The organism is Massilia phyllosphaerae (assembly GCF_034659755.1).
Taxonomy (GTDB): domain Bacteria; phylum Pseudomonadota; class Gammaproteobacteria; order Burkholderiales; family Burkholderiaceae_D; genus Telluria; species Telluria phyllosphaerae.
The window spans coordinates 398,834-415,989 of sequence record NZ_JAXSQX010000004.1 but is presented as its reverse complement, the minus strand read 5'-3'; the positions used below and the strand labels follow the sequence as shown (position 1 = coordinate 415,989).

11 protein-coding genes are annotated in these 17,156 nt (G+C 66.3%); 6 read left to right on the top strand and 5 right to left on the bottom strand.

Annotation, left to right across the window (positions count from 1 at the left end):
- Window positions 1-146 precede the first annotated feature (146 nt).
- The 6 genes from U1H99_RS17615 (at window position 147) to U1H99_RS17590 (ending at window position 8,292) form a co-directional block, all read left to right on the top strand.
- Window positions 147-2,525 (top strand): membrane-bound PQQ-dependent dehydrogenase, glucose/quinate/shikimate family, encoded by a 2,379-nt coding sequence (locus U1H99_RS17615; protein WP_323143017.1) that lies wholly within the window; start codon window positions 147-149, stop codon window positions 2,523-2,525.
- A gap of 88 nt (window positions 2,526-2,613) precedes the next feature.
- Window positions 2,614-3,942 carry a carbohydrate porin gene (locus tag U1H99_RS17610; protein ID WP_323143016.1) on the top strand — a complete coding sequence of 443 codons (1,329 nt, stop codon included), beginning with the start codon at window positions 2,614-2,616 and terminating at the stop codon, window positions 3,940-3,942.
- 202 nt (window positions 3,943-4,144) lie between these two features.
- Window positions 4,145-4,660, top strand: a complete 516-nt coding sequence (locus U1H99_RS17605) for a 2Fe-2S iron-sulfur cluster-binding protein (RefSeq protein WP_323143015.1) — start codon at window positions 4,145-4,147, stop codon at window positions 4,658-4,660.
- A complete protein-coding gene (locus tag U1H99_RS17600) occupies window positions 4,657-5,643 on the top strand; it encodes an FAD binding domain-containing protein (protein WP_323143014.1) in 987 nt (328 codons plus the stop codon). Before U1H99_RS17605 ends, U1H99_RS17600 begins: the two co-directional genes overlap by 4 nt.
- Window positions 5,640-7,967: a xanthine dehydrogenase family protein molybdopterin-binding subunit gene (locus U1H99_RS17595; protein ID WP_323143013.1), complete on the top strand. Its 2,328-nt coding sequence runs from the start codon at window positions 5,640-5,642 to the stop codon at window positions 7,965-7,967. Before U1H99_RS17600 ends, U1H99_RS17595 begins: the two co-directional genes overlap by 4 nt.
- Entirely contained in the window at window positions 7,957-8,292 is a 336-nt protein-coding gene (locus tag U1H99_RS17590; protein ID WP_323143012.1) for a hypothetical protein, read from the top strand. The genes U1H99_RS17595 and U1H99_RS17590 overlap by 11 nt, the downstream gene beginning before the upstream one ends.
- A gap of 63 nt (window positions 8,293-8,355) precedes the next feature.
- Here U1H99_RS17590 and U1H99_RS17585 read toward each other — a convergent pair whose 3' ends face one another.
- From U1H99_RS17585 to U1H99_RS17565, 5 genes are all read right to left on the bottom strand, one after another.
- A complete protein-coding gene (locus U1H99_RS17585) occupies window positions 8,356-11,535 on the bottom strand; it encodes a S8 family serine peptidase (protein ID WP_323143011.1) in 3,180 nt (1,059 codons plus the stop codon).
- Between the two features lie 38 nt (window positions 11,536-11,573).
- Window positions 11,574-12,299: an NF038120 family PEP-CTERM protein gene (locus U1H99_RS17580; protein ID WP_323143010.1), complete on the bottom strand. Its 726-nt coding sequence runs from the start codon at window positions 12,297-12,299 to the stop codon at window positions 11,574-11,576.
- A gap of 292 nt (window positions 12,300-12,591) precedes the next feature.
- Entirely contained in the window at window positions 12,592-13,830 is a 1,239-nt protein-coding gene (locus U1H99_RS17575; RefSeq protein ID WP_185748765.1) for a type II secretion system F family protein, read from the bottom strand.
- An 8-nt stretch (window positions 13,831-13,838) separates the two neighbouring features.
- Window positions 13,839-15,569, bottom strand: coding sequence for a type IV-A pilus assembly ATPase PilB (gene pilB / locus U1H99_RS17570; protein ID WP_323143009.1), 1,731 nt, complete (start codon window positions 15,567-15,569; stop codon window positions 13,839-13,841).
- Between the two features lie 222 nt (window positions 15,570-15,791).
- Window positions 15,792-17,102 (bottom strand): HlyC/CorC family transporter, encoded by a 1,311-nt coding sequence (locus U1H99_RS17565; protein WP_323143008.1) that lies wholly within the window; start codon window positions 17,100-17,102, stop codon window positions 15,792-15,794.
- Window positions 17,103-17,156: the final 54 nt, after the last annotated feature.

Sequence of the window (17,156 nt, the reverse complement as noted above, 5' to 3'; positions counted from 1 at the left end):
GTCTCCTACGCAAAGTCCAACAAGGCACATGTTTCAATATATTTACGAAACCGTGCGGTTTACATATTACGTCCAGCGGCCTATGATAGCAACCGTAATAATCTCGCATAGGAAATTCCGTGTTGACATCATCAAGATCCGGGCCGTTGTTGGCCGTAACCGGATCGGTTTTCATTGTTCTCGGCGTCGTGCTGCTGTGCGGCGGCGCCTATCTCGCGAGCCTGGGCGGCTCGCTGTACTACCTGCTGGCCGGCATCGGCCTGGCCGCGACGGGCGTGCTGGTGTTCCGGGGACGCCGCGCGGCGCTCGGCCTGCTGTCCCTGGTCCTGATCGTCACCATCGTCTGGTCGGTCATCGAAGTCAAATTCGACTGGTGGCAGCTGCTGCCGCGCCTGGACATCTGGTTCGGCGCCGCCGTCTGGCTGCTGCTGCCCTTCGTCGACCGCCGCCTCGGCAAGGAAGCGGCAGGGGCCGACGCCGGCCGCAAGGCCCTGTTTGCATCGGTCGCGGCCACGCTGGTGGTCGGCGCGATCGCGCTCGGCCAGGATTACCATGACCTGCACGGCGAGATGCCGCAGCAGAACATGGCCGCCACCGGCGCGGCCGACAGCGCCGGCGTCGCGGCGGGCGACTGGTCCGCCTATGGCCACTCGGGCCACGGCGACCGCTACACGCCCGCCGCCCAGATCACCCCGGCCAATGCCGGCCGCCTGACGCAGGCGTGGAGCTACCATACCGGCGACTTCAAGGGACCGACCGATCCGGGCGAAATCGCCAACGAAGTCACGCCGATCAAGGTGAACGGCATGCTGTACATGTGCACGCCGCACAATATCGTGATCGCGCTGAACCCGGACACCGGGAAGGAAATCTGGCGCCACGATCCCAAGATCAACCGCGACGCCGCCGGCTACCAGCACATGATTTGCCGCGGCGTCTCCTACTGGGACGCGAACGCGCCGTCGCCGGGCAGCACGCCGCGCGCCGACGCCGCCACCATGGAATGCCCGCGCCGCATCCTGGCGCCGACCATGGACGGTACCCTGATCGCGGTCAATGCCGATACCGGCGCGACCTGCAAATCCTTCGGCGACAACGGCGTCGTCGACCTGTACAAGGGCCATCCGGTGAAGCGGCGCGGCATGCTGATGCCGACCTCACCGCCGGCGGTCGCCCACAACATCGTCGTGATGGCCGCCAGCGTGACCGACAACGAGTCGACCGACGAACCTTCGGGCGTGATCCGCGGCTACGACCCGGTGAGCGGCAAGCTGGTGTGGAACTGGGACCCGGCCCGTCCGGACGAGACCAATCCGCTGACCGAAGGCGAAACCTATGTCCGCAACTCGCCCAATTCCTGGGGCGTGTCGAGCATCGACGAAAAGCTGTGCATGGTCTACATCCCGATGGGCAACGAGACGCCGGATACCTGGGGCGGCCGCCGCAACAAGAACGGCGAGCGCTTCAACAGCGCCATCGTGGCGCTCGACCTGGCCACCGGCAAGCTGAAATGGGTCTACCAGACCGTGCACCACGATATCTGGGACATGGACATCGGCGGCCAGCCGACCCTGGTCGACATCGATACCCCGAAGGGCAAGGTGCCGTCGCTGGTAGCGACCACCAAGACCGGCAACATCTTCGTGATCGACCGCCGCGACGGTTCGCTGGTGGTGCCGGCCCCGGAAAAGCCGGTACCGACCGATCACGTGGCCGCCGGGGACCACGTGTCGCCGACCCAGCCGTTCTCGGCCCTGAGCTTCCTGCCCGAGCGTAACATCAGCGAAACCGACATGTGGGGCACCACGCCGTTCGACCAGATGGCTTGCCGCATCATCTTCAAGAACCACCGCTACGAAGGTCCGTTCACGCCGCAGACCGTCGGCGAGCCGGGCAAGGGCGCCATCATTTCCCCGGGCCCGCTCGGCATCTTCGAATGGGGCGGCGCCACCGTCGATCCGGTGCGCCAGATCCTGATCGTCAATCCGGACTACATGGGCTTCCAGGAACGCCTGGTGCCGCGCGCACTCGCCAACGCCAAGGGCGGTACTGGCGGCGAAATGGGCCTGCAGCCGCAGACCGGGATCCCGTTCGCGGTCGAGATCAAGCCCTTCCTGTCGCCGCTGGGCTTCCCTTGCCAGGCACCGCCGTGGGGCTATGTGGCCGCGGTCGACCTGAAGACCATGAAGAAAGTGTGGATGCACAAGAACGGCACCACCCGCGACAGCGCACCGGTCCCGATCGCGCTGCCGCTGGGCGTCCCCAGCCTGGGCGGCATGATGACCACCGGCGGCGGCGTGACCTTCCTCAGCAGCGCACTCGACTACTACATCCGCGGCTATGACGTCAGCAACGGCAAGGTGGTGTGGAAAGCGCGCCTGCCGGCCGGCGGCCAGGCCACCCCGATGAGCTACGTGTCCGACAAGACCGGCAAGCAATACGTGGTGGTGATGGCGGGCGGCCACGGCTCGCTCGGCACCAGCATGGGCGACGAGATCGTGGCCTTCGCCCTGCCGGACAAATAAGCACCCATCCAGTAGCAATCCCACATCGTTATCAAGGCGGCCCTGCGCACTACCGGCAGGGCCGCCGCATTACTGCATCGAAAGCATTATGAACATCCATTCGCGCCTCACCCCGATGGCTTCGGCCGTCGTCCTTCTCGTCCCCGTCCTGGCCGCCATGCTGGCGCCACAGACCGCCGCCGCGGCCGACCTCGACGGCAGTCCCTACCTGCTCGGCGACTGGAACGGCCAGCGGTCCCGCCTGGCCGAGAAGGGCGTCACCTTCCGCCTCGGCTACGTGTCCGAAATCGCCGGCAACACGTCGGGCGGCGACGACAAGAAGATCCGCAACAGCGACCAATGGCTGTTCGGTTCCACGCTGGACCTGGGCAAGCTGTGGGGCTGGCAGGGCGCCAGGTTCCGCGTCGACATCACCAACCGTAACGGCCACAACCTGAGCAGCGATGCCGGCCTCGGCACCTTCCAGCAGGTGCAGGAAGTCTACGGCCGCGGCCAGACCTGGCGCCTGACCAATTTCTACCTGCAGCAATCGCTGCTGGACGACCGGCTGCGGCTGAAATTCGGCCGCATGCCGATCGGCAGCGACTTCGCCGGTTTCTCTTGCGACTTCCAGAACCTGACGTTCTGCGGTTCGCAGCCGGGCAACATCGTCGGCAGCTACTGGGGCAACTGGCCGGTCAGCGTCTGGGCCGGCGTGGCCAGGCTGAACACCTCGGCGCACACCTACCTGGCGGGCGGCGTGTACCAGGTCAATCCGGCCTATTTCGACGACGACCACGCGGTGCACCAGGGCCTGTACCCGAACAATCCGCGCGGCACCACCGGCGCCCTGGTCCCGGTCGAATTCGGCTGGCTGCCCAGCGTCAAGGGCTTGCCGGGCAGCTACAAGGTCGGGGTCTGGTACAACACCTCCGACAGCGCCGACCTCATGCTGGACCAGGACCGCCGGCCGCTGGGCACGACCGACGTCGGCGCCCTGCAGCGCAGCGGCGCCTACGGCGGCTACATCAACTTCCAGCAGCAGGTGACGGGCACCGCCGGGGGCAGGGGCGTCACCGTGTTCCTGAATGCGTCGCAGGCGGACAAGTTCACGGCGGCCACCGACAGCCAGGTGGCACTCGGCATGGAGCTCAAGGGCGTGGGCGACCGCGCGCGCGACATGGTCGGCCTGGCGGTCGGCGCCACCCACGGCAATGGCCGCTACGCCGGCTACCAGCGCAACCACAACCGCATTTATCCGAATGCGACGGTGGTGGTCAGCGACGGCTACGAAGTGGCGGCCGAGGCGTTCTACAGCTGGTCGCCGCTGCCGTCGCTGAGCGTGCGTCCGAACCTGCAGTTCATCAAGCATCCGGGTGGCAGCGCCCAGAACGCGGATGCGATGGTGCTCGGCCTGAAGACGCTGGTGGCGTTCTGATTGTCGCGCGGGGCAACAAGCGCTACCATGAGGCGGCGCCCAGCCGTAACCGGCTGTCGGCGTGAGCTTGCGTTGCAGGTTCTGAGAACAGGATGTCCATCCGACCTGGGTCAAGGACTGCGTAAAATCCCAGGGTAATCCGGGTGTCTGTCCGGTCAAAGCACGAAGTTTCCTGCTTTTCCCTAGCGAAAGGACGTACGTCATGCCCCTGCCCGTGAGCATCACCATCAATGGCGTCGCCACGCCTTTGCCCGACGACCCGCGCGTTTCCCTGCTGGATTTGCTGCGCGAGCACTTGCAGCTGTCCGGCACCAAGAAGGGCTGCAACCAGGGCGCCTGCGGCGCCTGCACCGTGCTGGTCGACGGCGAGCGCATCCTGTCCTGCCTGGCGCTGGCGGTGCAGTACGCCGGCCGCTCGGTCACCTCGATCGAGGGACTGGCCAATGGCGAAGGCCTGCACCCGCTGCAGCAGGCCTTCGTCGAGCACGACGGCTTCCAGTGCGGCTATTGCACGCCCGGCCAGATCTGTTCGGCGATCGGCATGGCGGCCGAATTGCGGCGCGGCGTGCCGAGCTACGTCACCGCCGACATCGGCGCCGCGTCGATCGACTTCAGCCACGACGAAGTGCGCGAGCGCATGAGCGGCAACCTGTGCCGCTGCGGCGCCTACAACGGCATCGTTGCCGCCATCACCGAAACCGTCGGGGAGGCGTCATGACTCCCTTCACCTTTGCCCGCGCCGCCGATGCACCCGAAGCCATCCGGCTGGGCGCGGCGCCCGGCGCCCGCTACCTGGGCGGCGGCACCAATCTCGTCGACCTGATGCGCGAGACGGTCGAGCGCCCGGCGGCGCTGGTCGACGTCACCGGTCTCGCCACGGCGATCGAGGAACGCGCCGACGGCAGCCTGCTGATCGGCGCCGCTATGAAGAACACGGCGCTGGCGGAGCACCCGGCGGTGCGCAGCCGCTTTCCGCTGTTGTCGCGCGCCATCGTGGCCGGGGCCTCGGCCCAGATCCGCAACATGGCGACCGTCGGCGGCAACCTGCTGCAGCGTACCCGCTGCACCTATTTTTATGACGACGACGGCGCGCGCTGCAACAAGCGCACGCCGGGCCAGGGCTGCGACGCGATCGACGGCTTCAACCGCAACCACGCGGTGCTCGGTGCGTCGGATGCCTGCGTGGCTACGCACCCGTCCGACATGTGCGTGGCGCTGGCCGCGCTCGGCGCCATCGTCCACCTGGACGGGCCGCAGGGCGCGCGCAGCCTGGCGCTGACCGACCTGCACCGCCTGCCTGAAGACCACCCGGAACTGGACACGGTGCTGGCGCCGGGCGAACTCGTCACCGCGATCGAATTGCCGGCGCTGCCGTTCGCGGCGCATTCCGCCTACCGCAAGGTGCGCGACCGTTCCAGCTATGCGTTCGCGCTGGTGTCGGTGGCGGCCGCCATCGACGTCGATGGCGGCGTGGTGCGCGACGTGCGCCTGGCGCTGGGCGGCGTCGCCCATAAACCCTGGCGCGCCTGGACCGCGGAAAACGCCCTCAAGGGCCAGCCGGCCAGCACTGCCAGCTTCCACGCCGCGGCCGCGGCCGAACTCGCCGCGGCCAGGCCGCTGCGCGACAACGCCTTCAAGATCGCGCTGGCGCAGCGCACCCTCGTCGCCGTGCTGGAAAGCCTCACCGGGAGTCACCCATGAACATCATCAAGGAAGCCGCGCAACAGGTCATGAAGAAGGCGGTCGAGCTGGCGCCGGATGCCTGGATGCCTGGCGGGAAGTCCGACCCGCTGCTGGATCACCGCGAGGGCTATATCGGCATGCCGGTCTCGCGCCTGGACGGTGCGGACAAAGTGCAGGGCAGGGCGCCGTTCGCGGCCGAATTCCCGCTCGAGGGGCTGGCATATGCGGCCCTGGCCTACGGCACCGTGCCCAAAGGCCGCATCGCCACGCTCGACACCGCCGCTGCCGAAAGCGCGCCCGGCGTGGTGCTGGTGATGACCCACAAGAACGCGCCGCCGATGAAACCGATGCCGCTGTTCCTGACGGCGGAAAAGGCGGCGGCCGGCGAAGGCTTGCCGGTGTTCCAGGACGACAGTGTGCACTACAACGGCCAGCCGGTGGCGCTGGTGCTGGCCGCGACCCAGGAACAGGCCGACCATGCCACATCGTTGATCCGCGTGACCTACCTCACCGAGGCGGCAGTCACCTCGCTGGACGCGGCCAAGGCCAGGGGGGCGGAGCCGGGCGCATTCATGGGCGAACCGCTCAAGAAGGAAGTCGGCGACGCCGAGCGCGCGCTGGCCGATGCCCTGTACAAGGTCGACGCGACCTACACGACGCCGCGCTATAACCACAACGCGATCGAGCTGCACGCGGCCACGGTGGCGTGGGAGGGCGACACCCTGCGCATCCACGATGCGACCCAGGCGGTGGCGCACACGGCGTGGTCGATGGCGCAGGTGTTCGGCCTGAAGGAAGAACAGGTCCACGTCAGCTCGCCTTTTGTCGGCGGCGGCTTCGGCGGCAAGGGGATGTGGCGTCACCAGGTGCTGGCCGCGGCGGCGTCGAAGCTGGCCGGACGGCCGGTGCGCATCATGCTGTCGCGCGAGGGCGTATACCGCGTCGTGGGCGGCCGCACGCTGACCGAGCAGCGGGTCGCCATCGGCGCCGATGGCGACGGCAATTTCGATGCCATCATCCACACCGGCGTGGCGCCAATGAGTTCGCATAACAACTTCCCCGAACCCTTCATCCTGGCGACCAAATGCCTGTACGCGGCCGGCAGCTTCAAGCTCGACGTCGAGACCGTGCGCATCGATGGCCTGGCCAACACCTTCATGCGCGCGCCGGGAGAGGCGGTCGGCACCTTTGCGCTCGAATGCGCGGTGGACGAACTGGCCGCCCTCATGGAGCGCGACCCGGTCGAGCTGCGCATCACCAACGAGCCGCAGAAAGACCCGATCGAAGGCACGCCGTTCTCGTCGCGCCACATCGTCGAGGCCTGGCGCATGGGCGCCGAGCGCTTCGGCTGGCTGGAGCGCCAGCCCAAGCCGCGCATGCGCCGCGAAGGCGAATGGCTGGTCGGCATGGGCTGCGCCGGCGCCACCTATCCGTACCACCGCATGCCCGGCGGCGCCGCGCGCATCACGCTCACCAGGGATGGACAGGCGCGCGTAGAATTCGCGGCGCACGAAATGGGCATGGGCACCTCGACCACGCATGCGATGGTGGCGGCCGAACGCCTCGGCCTGCCGCTGGAAAACGTGAGCGTGGCCTACGGCGACTCGACGCTGCCGGGCGTGATCCTGGCCGGCGGCTCGCAGCAGACGGCCTCGGTCGGCCACGCCATCATCGAGGCGCAGCGCGCCCTGGTCCAGGAGCTCCTGAAACTGGCCGGCAAGGAGTCGCCGCTGCACGGTTTGAAGGCGGAACAGGTGGCCGCGCATAACAGCGGGCTATGCAAGGCGGACGAGCCGGGCCGCTTCGCCAGCTACGCCACGCTGCTCGAGCAGGCCGGCCGCGACGCCGTCAGCGCCGAGGGCAGCGCGCCGCCGCCGCTGGAATACATGCACTGGTCGATGCATTCGTTCGGCGCGATCTTTTGCGAAGCCCGCGTCAATGTCGTGACCGGCGAGCCGCGCGTCACCCGGCTGCTGGGCGCCTTCGATTGCGGCCGCGTCATCAATCCGAAGACGGCAACCAGCCAGTTCCGTGGTGGCATGATCATGGGGATGGGCATGGCGCTGATGGAGGAAACCCAGTTCGACGAGCGCAATGGCCGCATCATGAACCCGAGCCTGGCCGAGTACCACGTGCCGGTGCACCTGGACGTGCCGGAGATCGACATCATGTGGACTGACATTCCCGACCCGCACGCCCCGGTCGGCGCGCGCGGCATCGGGGAAATCGGGATCACCGGCACCAGCGCGGCGGTCGCGAACGCCATCTACAACGCCTGCGGCGTGCGCGTGCGCGATTTGCCGATCACGCTCGACAAGCTGGGCGGTTTCGATGACGCCTGATCCCGCATCCGGCGCTGGCAGCGGCGACACGCTGTCGCGCATCCGCGCCCTGGTCGGCGATGCCGCCTGCACCGACGACTGCCAGTGCCACACCCTGGCGCTCGGCGCGCGCCCCGGCGGCGGATCGCAGGCCTACCTGGCCTGGTCGAGCGCGTGCACCGATGGCACCGCGCTGGCGCTGCTCGCCGAACAGTTCCGGCAGGAGCGCCTGGCGGAGATTGCCGCTTCCGGCGCACTGTCGGACTGCCGCTTCCTGCCCGATCCCGGGGCCGTGTGCCGCGCCGGGACCTGCCGCTTGAACCAGCCTGGCCCGGACGCGGCATAAAAAAACAGCCCACGCGAGTGGGCTGTTTTTTTGGCTGCAGGCGGCAAGCGCCGCCCACACGGCTTACTGGACGGAAGCCTCCTTGATACCCGCCTTCTCGGCCGTCACCGCCGGGATGGCGGCGACACCGGTATCGACGCGCAGCACGGTGGTGGCGCTGACCACACCGGACGCGTCCATGAACTGGGCGGCGCCGACGTAGCGCTTGCCTTCGGTCAGGCCGGACCAGCTCATGCCGATCGTGGTGTTGGTGCCGGCAACCACCTTGCCCGGCACGGCGACGACGAAGCGCGGGTTGACGTCGGCGCGGCTCACCACCCACGAATTCAGGCGGTGCACCATGTTCGGCACGTTGCTGCCGTAGCCGACCACGCAGACCTTGTAGTTGCCGGCGGCCGGGCTCAGCAGCTGCACGGCTTCGACGCTGCCGTCGTTACCCGAGTAGGTCCAGGTGCCGTTCGGCGCCAGCACGCCCATGTCGTGGTCGTCGCCGGGGTTGCTGTCCTGCTGGAACAGCGCGAAGCGGGCGACCAGGGTATTGGCCGGCACGGTGACCGGGTAGACCCGCACCGACGCGGTGCTGTTGCCGGCGGCGCAGGCGGCTTGCAGCTGCGCCGAGGACAGCGGCGACGCCGTCAGGCTGGCCTGCTGGCCGACGGTGGCTTCCTTCACGCCGCCCTTGGCGTAGGCCATCGTGCCGCTGTAGCCGGTTTTCACGGTGAACAGCTTGCTGCCGCTGACCTTGTCGCTGGTGATCTCGGCCGGGGCCGTGACGGCCTGGCCGACGCGCGCCTGCACCGGGATCTTGACGGTGTGGGCGCCGTCGGTCCAGCTCAGGCTGCCGAAGCGCCAGACGTTGACCGAGGTGTTGGCCAGGGCCGTCAGGCGCACCGTGAAGCTGCCGCTGGCGCCCGGTGCCAGGGTCAGGGTCGACGGGCTCACCTCGGCGGTGAAGCCCGGTACCGAGACCGTGCCCTGGTAGGTCGCGCCGCTGCTGCCGACGTTGGTGACCTTGCGGCGGATGGTGGTCGGACCCTGGACGGCGGCGACCGTGATCGACGGCAGGTTCAGGTTATAGGTTTCGTCGAGCGTGCCGTAGGTGGTGCAGTCGGACGCGGGCGTCACCGTTGCCTTGTTGACCTTGCAGTTGTACTGGATGTAGTCGGCCTTGCCGGCGTCGTACACCAGGCCCGGATCGGTAGCCTTGTTCGGGTCGATGTGGCCGGCGCCCTGCGACCATGGCAGCAGGCCGTTGGACGCACCGGCGACGCCGTCGTCGAGGGTCGAATAGGCAGTCGTCATCAGCGCCGACTTGACGGCGGCCGGCGACCAGCTCGGGTGCGCCTGGCGCAGCAGCAGGGCGACGCCGGCCACGTGCGGGCTTGACATCGAGGTGCCCTGGTAGGACTCGTAGGCCGGCGGCGGCACCAGCGAACCGTTGACGACGGCGGTGTGCTGGGCCTGGGTCAGCGCCGGCGTGACGCTGGCGATGACGTCCACGCCCGGCGCGGTCATGTCGGGCTTGAGCACGTTGGCGTCGCCCATGTTCGGGCCGCGCGACGAGAAGCTGGCCATGATCGGGGCCGGCTTCGGCTGGTTGTAGAAGGTGCCGATCGAGGCGCGCGCCGCGGCGCCCTGGGCCACCGCATAGGCCTTCACGGCATTGCCGTCGGCCTGGTTGATGTGCACGGTCGGCACCGAGTGGACTTCCGACACCAGGCCGGAGCCGTTGTCGGCCATGATCATGCCGACGCCGCCGGCATTCAGCACGGCCAGGCTCTTGTCGACCCGGGCGTTGTTGCCGCGGGTGCAGATGACGATCTTGCCGGCGACCTTGGCCGGATCGAGCAGCACCTGGCCGGTGGCCGGCGAGCCGCTGAAGCACAGGTTGGCGTTGCCGCCGCCGACGCCGGCGTCTTCCGCGCGGATCAGCGGGGTGCTCGGCACCGCGGTCGAGTTGGTCGATGCGCCGGTGTACTTGGCGCCGTTGCCCAGGGTGGCATCAGCGACGTAGAAGCGGTCGTGGGTCGAGGCTGCGACCGTGGCCAGCCATGGGCTGATGTGGGCCACCGCATTCGCCGGGCCGGAGTTGCCGGCCGATGCCGCCACGAACACGTTGGCCAGCGAGGCGCGGTAGAACGCCTGCTCGACCGGGTCCGAGGACGAGGTCTGGGAGCCGCTGATCGAGTAGTTGATGACGTTGACGCCGTCGCGTACCGCCGCATCGATCGCCGAGATCGAATCGCTGTTGTAGCAGGAGTTGGTGGCGTTGGTGCCGTCCGGTTCGGCCGTGTTGTCATAGGTCCAGCAGATCTTGTAGGCGGCCACGCGCGCGCGCGGCGCCATGCCACTGGCCAGGCCCATGAAGGCGCCGCCCATCGTCACCGGGACGTTGGCATTGCCGGCGGCGGTCGACGCGGTGTGGTCGCCATGGCCGCCGTGGCCGCTGCTGACGCCGTTGCTGCCGATGTTCGAGTCGCGCGGCGACACGAATTCGCTCCAGTTGCGGGTACGGCCCGATGCCAGGAAGCCGGCGTTGAAGAACTTGGCGCCGACCAGCTTGTTGTTGCAGTGCTTGAGCGGGTCGAAGCCTTCGCCAGCGACGCAGCCGCCGGTGAAGGTGGATGGCGGCGCCGAATAGGCCAGGGTGCCGCTGCTGTCGAAGGTCGGCTTGCCGTCGGCATCGACGCGGTCGGCGAAGGCCGGATTTTCCGGCCAGATGCCGCCGTCGATGATGCCGACCACCATGTCTTCGCCCTTGACCAGCGAGCCGCCGGCATATTGCGACCACAGGCCGCCCGGCTTGGACAGGCCGAGGAAGGCGCTGGTGGTGACGGTGTCGTAGGAACGCGGCTGGTCGGCCTGGATGTCGGCGACGGCGGCATTGTTCTTCAGCGCCAGCACTTCGGCGTCGGTCAGCATCACGGTGAAGCCGTTGAGCACGACGTCGTAGTCGGCGACGATAGGCGCATTGGCGATAGTGGCCAGCACTTCGCTTTTCTTGACGCTCAGGTAGCGCACGTAATCCTGCACCGGCACCGAGTGGTAGTCGAACGCCACGCCGGGGGCGGGCTGGGTCGCGGCCAGGCCGGCGATGTCACCCTTGTAGCTGGCGGCCGGTTCGGCCTGCAGCTGGACGATATAGGGGCGGCGCACCTCTTGTGCCTGTGCATGGACCAGGCCGATGGCGCCGGACAGCAGCAGGGCAGCGGCGATCGCGATGGGACGAGCTTTGAAATTCATGTTGTGGTCTCAATGATGTTATTGGCAGCTCGGTTGGCTCAGGCGGCGCGGCGGCGTGCGGCGCCCAGGCCCAGCAGTCCCAGGCCCAGCAGGGCGAAGCTGGCCGGTTCGGGCACGTCGGTGGCGGCGCTAACGGTGACAATATTGTCGACGGCGAACTGGGCCTGGTTGGTGGTACGGTCGCAGGTGGTGCTGCCCGCGGTGCAGGCGAAGGACACCAGGCGCACGTCGGTGAAGCTCTTGCCATTGCCGAAGCCGCTCAGGTCGTAATTGGCGAAATTGAAGACGCCGCCGGTCGGGCCGGCCAGGCTCACGTAGATGTCGTCAACGATGCCGCTGGCGTCGAAGGCGGTGATTTCCAGGATGGCGGCAACCGACGGGTAGCTCGGCAGGCCGCTGCCGATGAAGCTGGCCTGCAGGCTGCTCAGGGTGAAGGCCGAACCGTCCCACATGCCGAAGAACAGGTAGCCGTCGTCGACCGCGCTGTAGTAGTTGGTAGCGTTGTTGGCCGGGCATTGCAGGCCGAGGCAGGTGTCGTTGCCGCCGATGGCGCCGACGAAGCCGGCAGTTCCCGCACCCTCGACGTAGTAGTTACCCATCTGGATGACGTCGCCGGCAAAGACGAACGGCATGTCGAGCGGCGTTTCGAAATCGAGGACGCCGGCCTGCGACGCGGGCGCTGCTGCACACAGGGCAGCGGCGACGGCCATGGCGTTGAACAGCCGGCCGAAGCCGCGTCGAGGGGAGGGGAATTTCCGAAGCATGGAGAGGCCTTTCGTAGAGTAGGTGCCGGCCGCATCGCGCAGCCGGTAAGACTTGAAATTGCTTCAAGTTGTAAATAAATATAGCCGCGGAAATAATTCTCGTATATAAAAATTTAACTTAAGAATGTTGTTTTTTAGATTCTGATCAACAAGGGTGCGTTTTGCACTAAAACAACGCTAAAATGACCCGAAATGGGTCGCACATTGTGTGGTAAAAACGAAAACACCCCGGTAGCGGAGAGTCCGCTACCGGGGTGTTCGAAGGACGGAAGGCCGACCGGGCCGGCCGGATTTACACCACCGAACCCAGCTTGAAGATCGGCAGATACATCGCAATCACCAGGCCGCCGATCAGCACGCCCAGGATCACCATGATCAAGGGTTCCATCAGCGAGGACAGCGCGCCCACGGCCTCGTCGACTTCTTCTTCGTAGAAGTCGGCCACCTTGCCCAGCATGTTGTCGAGGGCGCCGGATTCTTCGCCAATGGAGACCATCTGCGTCACCATGTTGGGGAATACGTTGGCATTCTGCATCGCCACCGTCAGGCTGGTGCCGGTGCTGACTTCCGTCTGGATCTTCTTGGTCGCTTCCAGGTACACCGCGTTGCCGGAGGCGCCGCCGACCGAGTCGAGCGCTTCCACCAGCGGCACGCCGGCCGCGAACATGGTCGACAGGGTGCGGGTCCAGCGCGCCATGGTCGCCTTGCGGATCACGTCGCCGAAGATCGGCAGGCGCAGCAGCAGGCGGTCCATGGCCTGCTGCATCTTGAGCGAGCGGCGCCAGGACTGGAAGAAGAAGTACATGGCGCCGAAGATCGAGCCGAAGATGATGTACCACCACTGGACCACGAAGTCCGAGATGCTCATCACGATCAGGGTCGGAGCCGGCAGGTCGGCGCCGAAGCTGGAGAACACCGACTTGAAGGCCGGCACCACCCAGATCATGATGATGGCGGTGACGATGAAGGCGATCGCCAGGATCGACACCGGGTACATCAGCGCCGACTTGATCTTGGCCTTGATCGCCAGCGTTTTTTCCTTGTAGATCGCCAGGCGCGTCAGCAAGTCTTCCAGGATACCGGCCTGTTCGCCGGCGCCGACCAGGTTGCAGAACAGCGGGTCGAAGTACAGCGGGTATTTGCGGAACGCGTTGTTCAGGCTGGTGCCGGTCTCGATGTCGGCGCGCAGGTCCATGATCAGCTTGGACATCGACGGGTTGGCGTGGCCCTTGCCGACGATGTCGAAGGATTGCAGCAAGGGCACGCCGGCCTTCATCATCGTGGCCAGCTGGCGCGTGAACAGGCTCAGGTCCTTGTCCTTGATCTTCTTGCCGCTGCGGTAGACCTTCTTCTTGACCTTGGTCACCATGATGCCCTGGCGCCGCAGGGTCACGTTGACGATGGTTTCGCCGCCGGCGCGCATCTCGCCGCGCACGATCTTGCCGGTCTTGTCCTTGCCTTCCCAGGCGAACACGTGTTCCTTGACCTGGGCGCCGGCGCCGCTGCGCATGCGCGCTGTAGAAGTTGCCATGATCTATCCTATTCGTTGGTGCAGCCGAGGACTTCCTCGAGGCTGGTCAGCCCCTGTTTCACTTTCATCAAGCCCGAGCGGCGCAGCGAATTCACGCCCTCGCGCTCGGCCTGGGCGGCGATCTGCATCGCGTTGCCGTGGGTCAGGATCAATTCTTCGATGGCCGGCGTGATCGGCATGAGCTGGTAGATGCCGACGCGGCCCTTGTAGCCGGAGCCGAGGCAGCGTTCGCAGCCGACCGGGCCGTAGGCTTTCCAGTCGCCGTCGAGGTCGCCGTCGCGGAAACCGGCCGCCTTTAGCACGTCGCGTCCGACGTCGAGCGGCTGCTTGCAGGTGCACAGGCGGCGCGCCAGGCGCTGGGCCGTGATCAGGATCACCGACGAGGCGATGTTGAACGGCGCTACGCCCATGTTCATGAGGCGGGTCAGGGTCGACGGCGCATCGTTGGTGTGCAGGGTCGAAAACACCATGTGGCCGGTCTGGGCGGCCTTGATCGCGATGTCGGCGGTTTCCAGGTCGCGGATCTCGCCGACCATGATGATGTCCGGGTCCTGGCGCAGGAAGGCTTTTAGCGCGACCGGAAAGGTCAGGCCAGCGCGCTCGTTGACGTTGACCTGGTTCACGCCCGGCAAGTTGATCTCGGCCGGGTCTTCCGCGGTCGAGATGTTGATGCCCGGCTTGTTCAGCAGGTTCAGGCAGCTGTACAGCGACACCGTCTTGCCGGAACCGGTCGGCCCGGTCACCAGCACCATGCCGTAGGGGCGGGTGATGGCGTCGATCAATAATGCCTTTTGATCGGGATCGTAGCCGAGCGCGTCGATGCCCATCTGCGCCTGGGTGGCGTCGAGGATACGCATGACGGTCTTTTCGCCGAACAGCGTGGGCAGGGTGCTGACGCGGAAGTCGATGGTGCGCGTTGCCGACAGCACCAGGCGCATGCGGCCGTCCTGCGGCACGCGCTTTTCCGAGATGTCGAGCTTGGCCAGCACCTTGATGCGCGAGACCAGCTTGTCGCGGATCGCCAGCGGCGGCGCCGCGTGGTCGCGCAGCACGCCATCCACGCGCATGCGGATGCGGTACTGCTTTTCGTAGGGCTCGAAGTGGATATCGGACGCGCCCAGGTTGATCGCGTCCATCAGGATCTTGTTGAGGAAGCGCACGATCGGCGCATCCTCGACTTCCGACGTGGCCGCCTCGGCCGTCGCCGCGGTCTGGGTGTCTTCCTCGGCGAATTCGATGTCGCCGTCGTCGCCGGCCAGTTCGTTGAGGGTCTGGTCGCTGTTGTTGGACAGGCTGGCCAGCAGCGCCTGCAGGGCGTCGTGTGCGACGATCACCGGCTCGACCGTCGCTTCGCTCTGGAACTTGATCTGGTCCAGCGCCTGTGAATTGGTCGGGTCCGACAGCGCCACCGACATCTTGTTGCCGCGCTTGGACAGCGGCACCACGCGCAGCGTCTGCATCAGCTTGGCGTCGATGGCGTTGGCCGGCAGCATGTCGGTGCTGAGGGCCGACAGGTCGAGCATCGGGTAGCCGAAGGTTTCGGCGCAGAACACGGCCAGGCTGCGTGCATCGATGGTGCCGGAGCCGAGCAAGGTATCGATGAAGCCTACCTTGTCGGCGGACGCCTTCTTTTGGAAAGTGTCCGCTTGCGGCAGGCTAAGGCGTCCTGACTGGACCAGGGCGCGCGCCAACCCGGGCAGCGTGCTGCCAGTCGTGGTGTTGGGGAGGACTGCTGCCATAAGGTCAGGGACGGGAAGAGGATACGGTCGATGGAGGAGAGCAGGGCGAGACGGACGAGCTCGGTGGATGCTCCAAATGATGCCCGTAGGCATCAAATTGGTCAAGCGTTTGGCATGGGGTGAGAGGTATACATACCACGTAGGCAAAATGGCATGCACCTGCTTTGTTGCGAATTACTAAAGGCATTCGGCGCTCCCGGGAAGGATGCCGGCAATGCCCGGTCAGGCTGCCAGCCAGCGTTTGACCGATGCCGGACGCAACAGTTTCACTACCTTGATGGCCTGGTTTTGAACTTGCACAACCTCGATCACGGTCTGGCCGATCTTGAGGGCGATCGGGAATTCCGGGATTTCCTGCAAGTGCTCGAGCAGCAAGCCATTGACGGTTTTCGGACCGTCCAGCGGCAAGTCCAGGCCCAGCTTCTTGTTGATGTCGCGCAGCGGCGCCGAGCCTTCCAGCAAACATTCGCCGCTGGCGCTCCAGGCCATGGCATCGGTGCGCGCCGCCCCCGGCGTCGAGGTGGTGAAGTCACCGATCATTTCCTCGATGATGTCCTCGAGCGTGACCAGGCCCTGCACCTCGCCGTACTCGTCGACGATGATGCCCAGCCTTTCCTTGTTCTCCTGGAAATACTGGAGCTGGGCCAGCACCCCGGTGTCCTGCGGGATGAAATAGGGTTCGCTCAACAGTGCGCGGAAGTGCTCGACGCTCAGGTCGTCTTCCTGGTTGAGCAGGCCGATCGCCTTGCGCACGTGCAGGATGCCGATGATCTTGTTGATCTCGCCTTCATACACCGGCAGCTTGTTGTGGTAGCAGGTGGTCAGCTCGGCCTTGATGGTCTCGACCGGCAGCGACAGGTTCAGCGCCTCGATCTGGCTGCGCGGGGTCATGATGTCTTCGATCGAGATCTTTTCCAGGTCGAACAGGTTCAGCAGGATGCTCTTGTGCTTTTGCTGGATGTACTGGCCGCTTTCCAGGACCACATAGCGCAATTCGTCGATCGACAGCCGGTTTTGCGCCGGATCGCTGTGCAAGCCGCCGATGCCGCGGATGCGCAGCAGCTTGAGGAAAGCGTTGACGAACAGGTTGACGAACCAGATCACCGGCCGCCCGACTTTCATCAGGGGCTTGAGCACCAGGCTGGAGCCGAGCGAAATACGTTCCGGGAAGCTGGCGCCGATGACCTTCGGCGAAATCTCGGCGAACACGATCAGCAGGAATGCGACCACGGCGGTGGCCACCGTGATCACGGTTTCCTCGTGGCCGAAGAACAGGATGGCGATCGCGGTGACCAGCGCGGTGGCCATGGCGTTGATCAGGGTGTTCGCGATCAGGACCAGGGCCAGCAGTTTATCGGTGCGCTCGAGCAGCCACAGCGTGGTGACGGCGCCGCGGTTGCCGCGCTTGGCAAGGTGGCGCAGCCGGTATTTGTTGGCCGCCATCAGGGCGGTTTCGGCCATGGCGAAGAAGGCCGAGCAAAGGATCAGGAGCGCGAGTGCCAGGACGAGCACCCAGAGGGGTACGGTTTCCAAATCTCACCGTGAGGAATCGTGCATCGGACTGGCGGCGGGGCCAGCGCTGGTGCG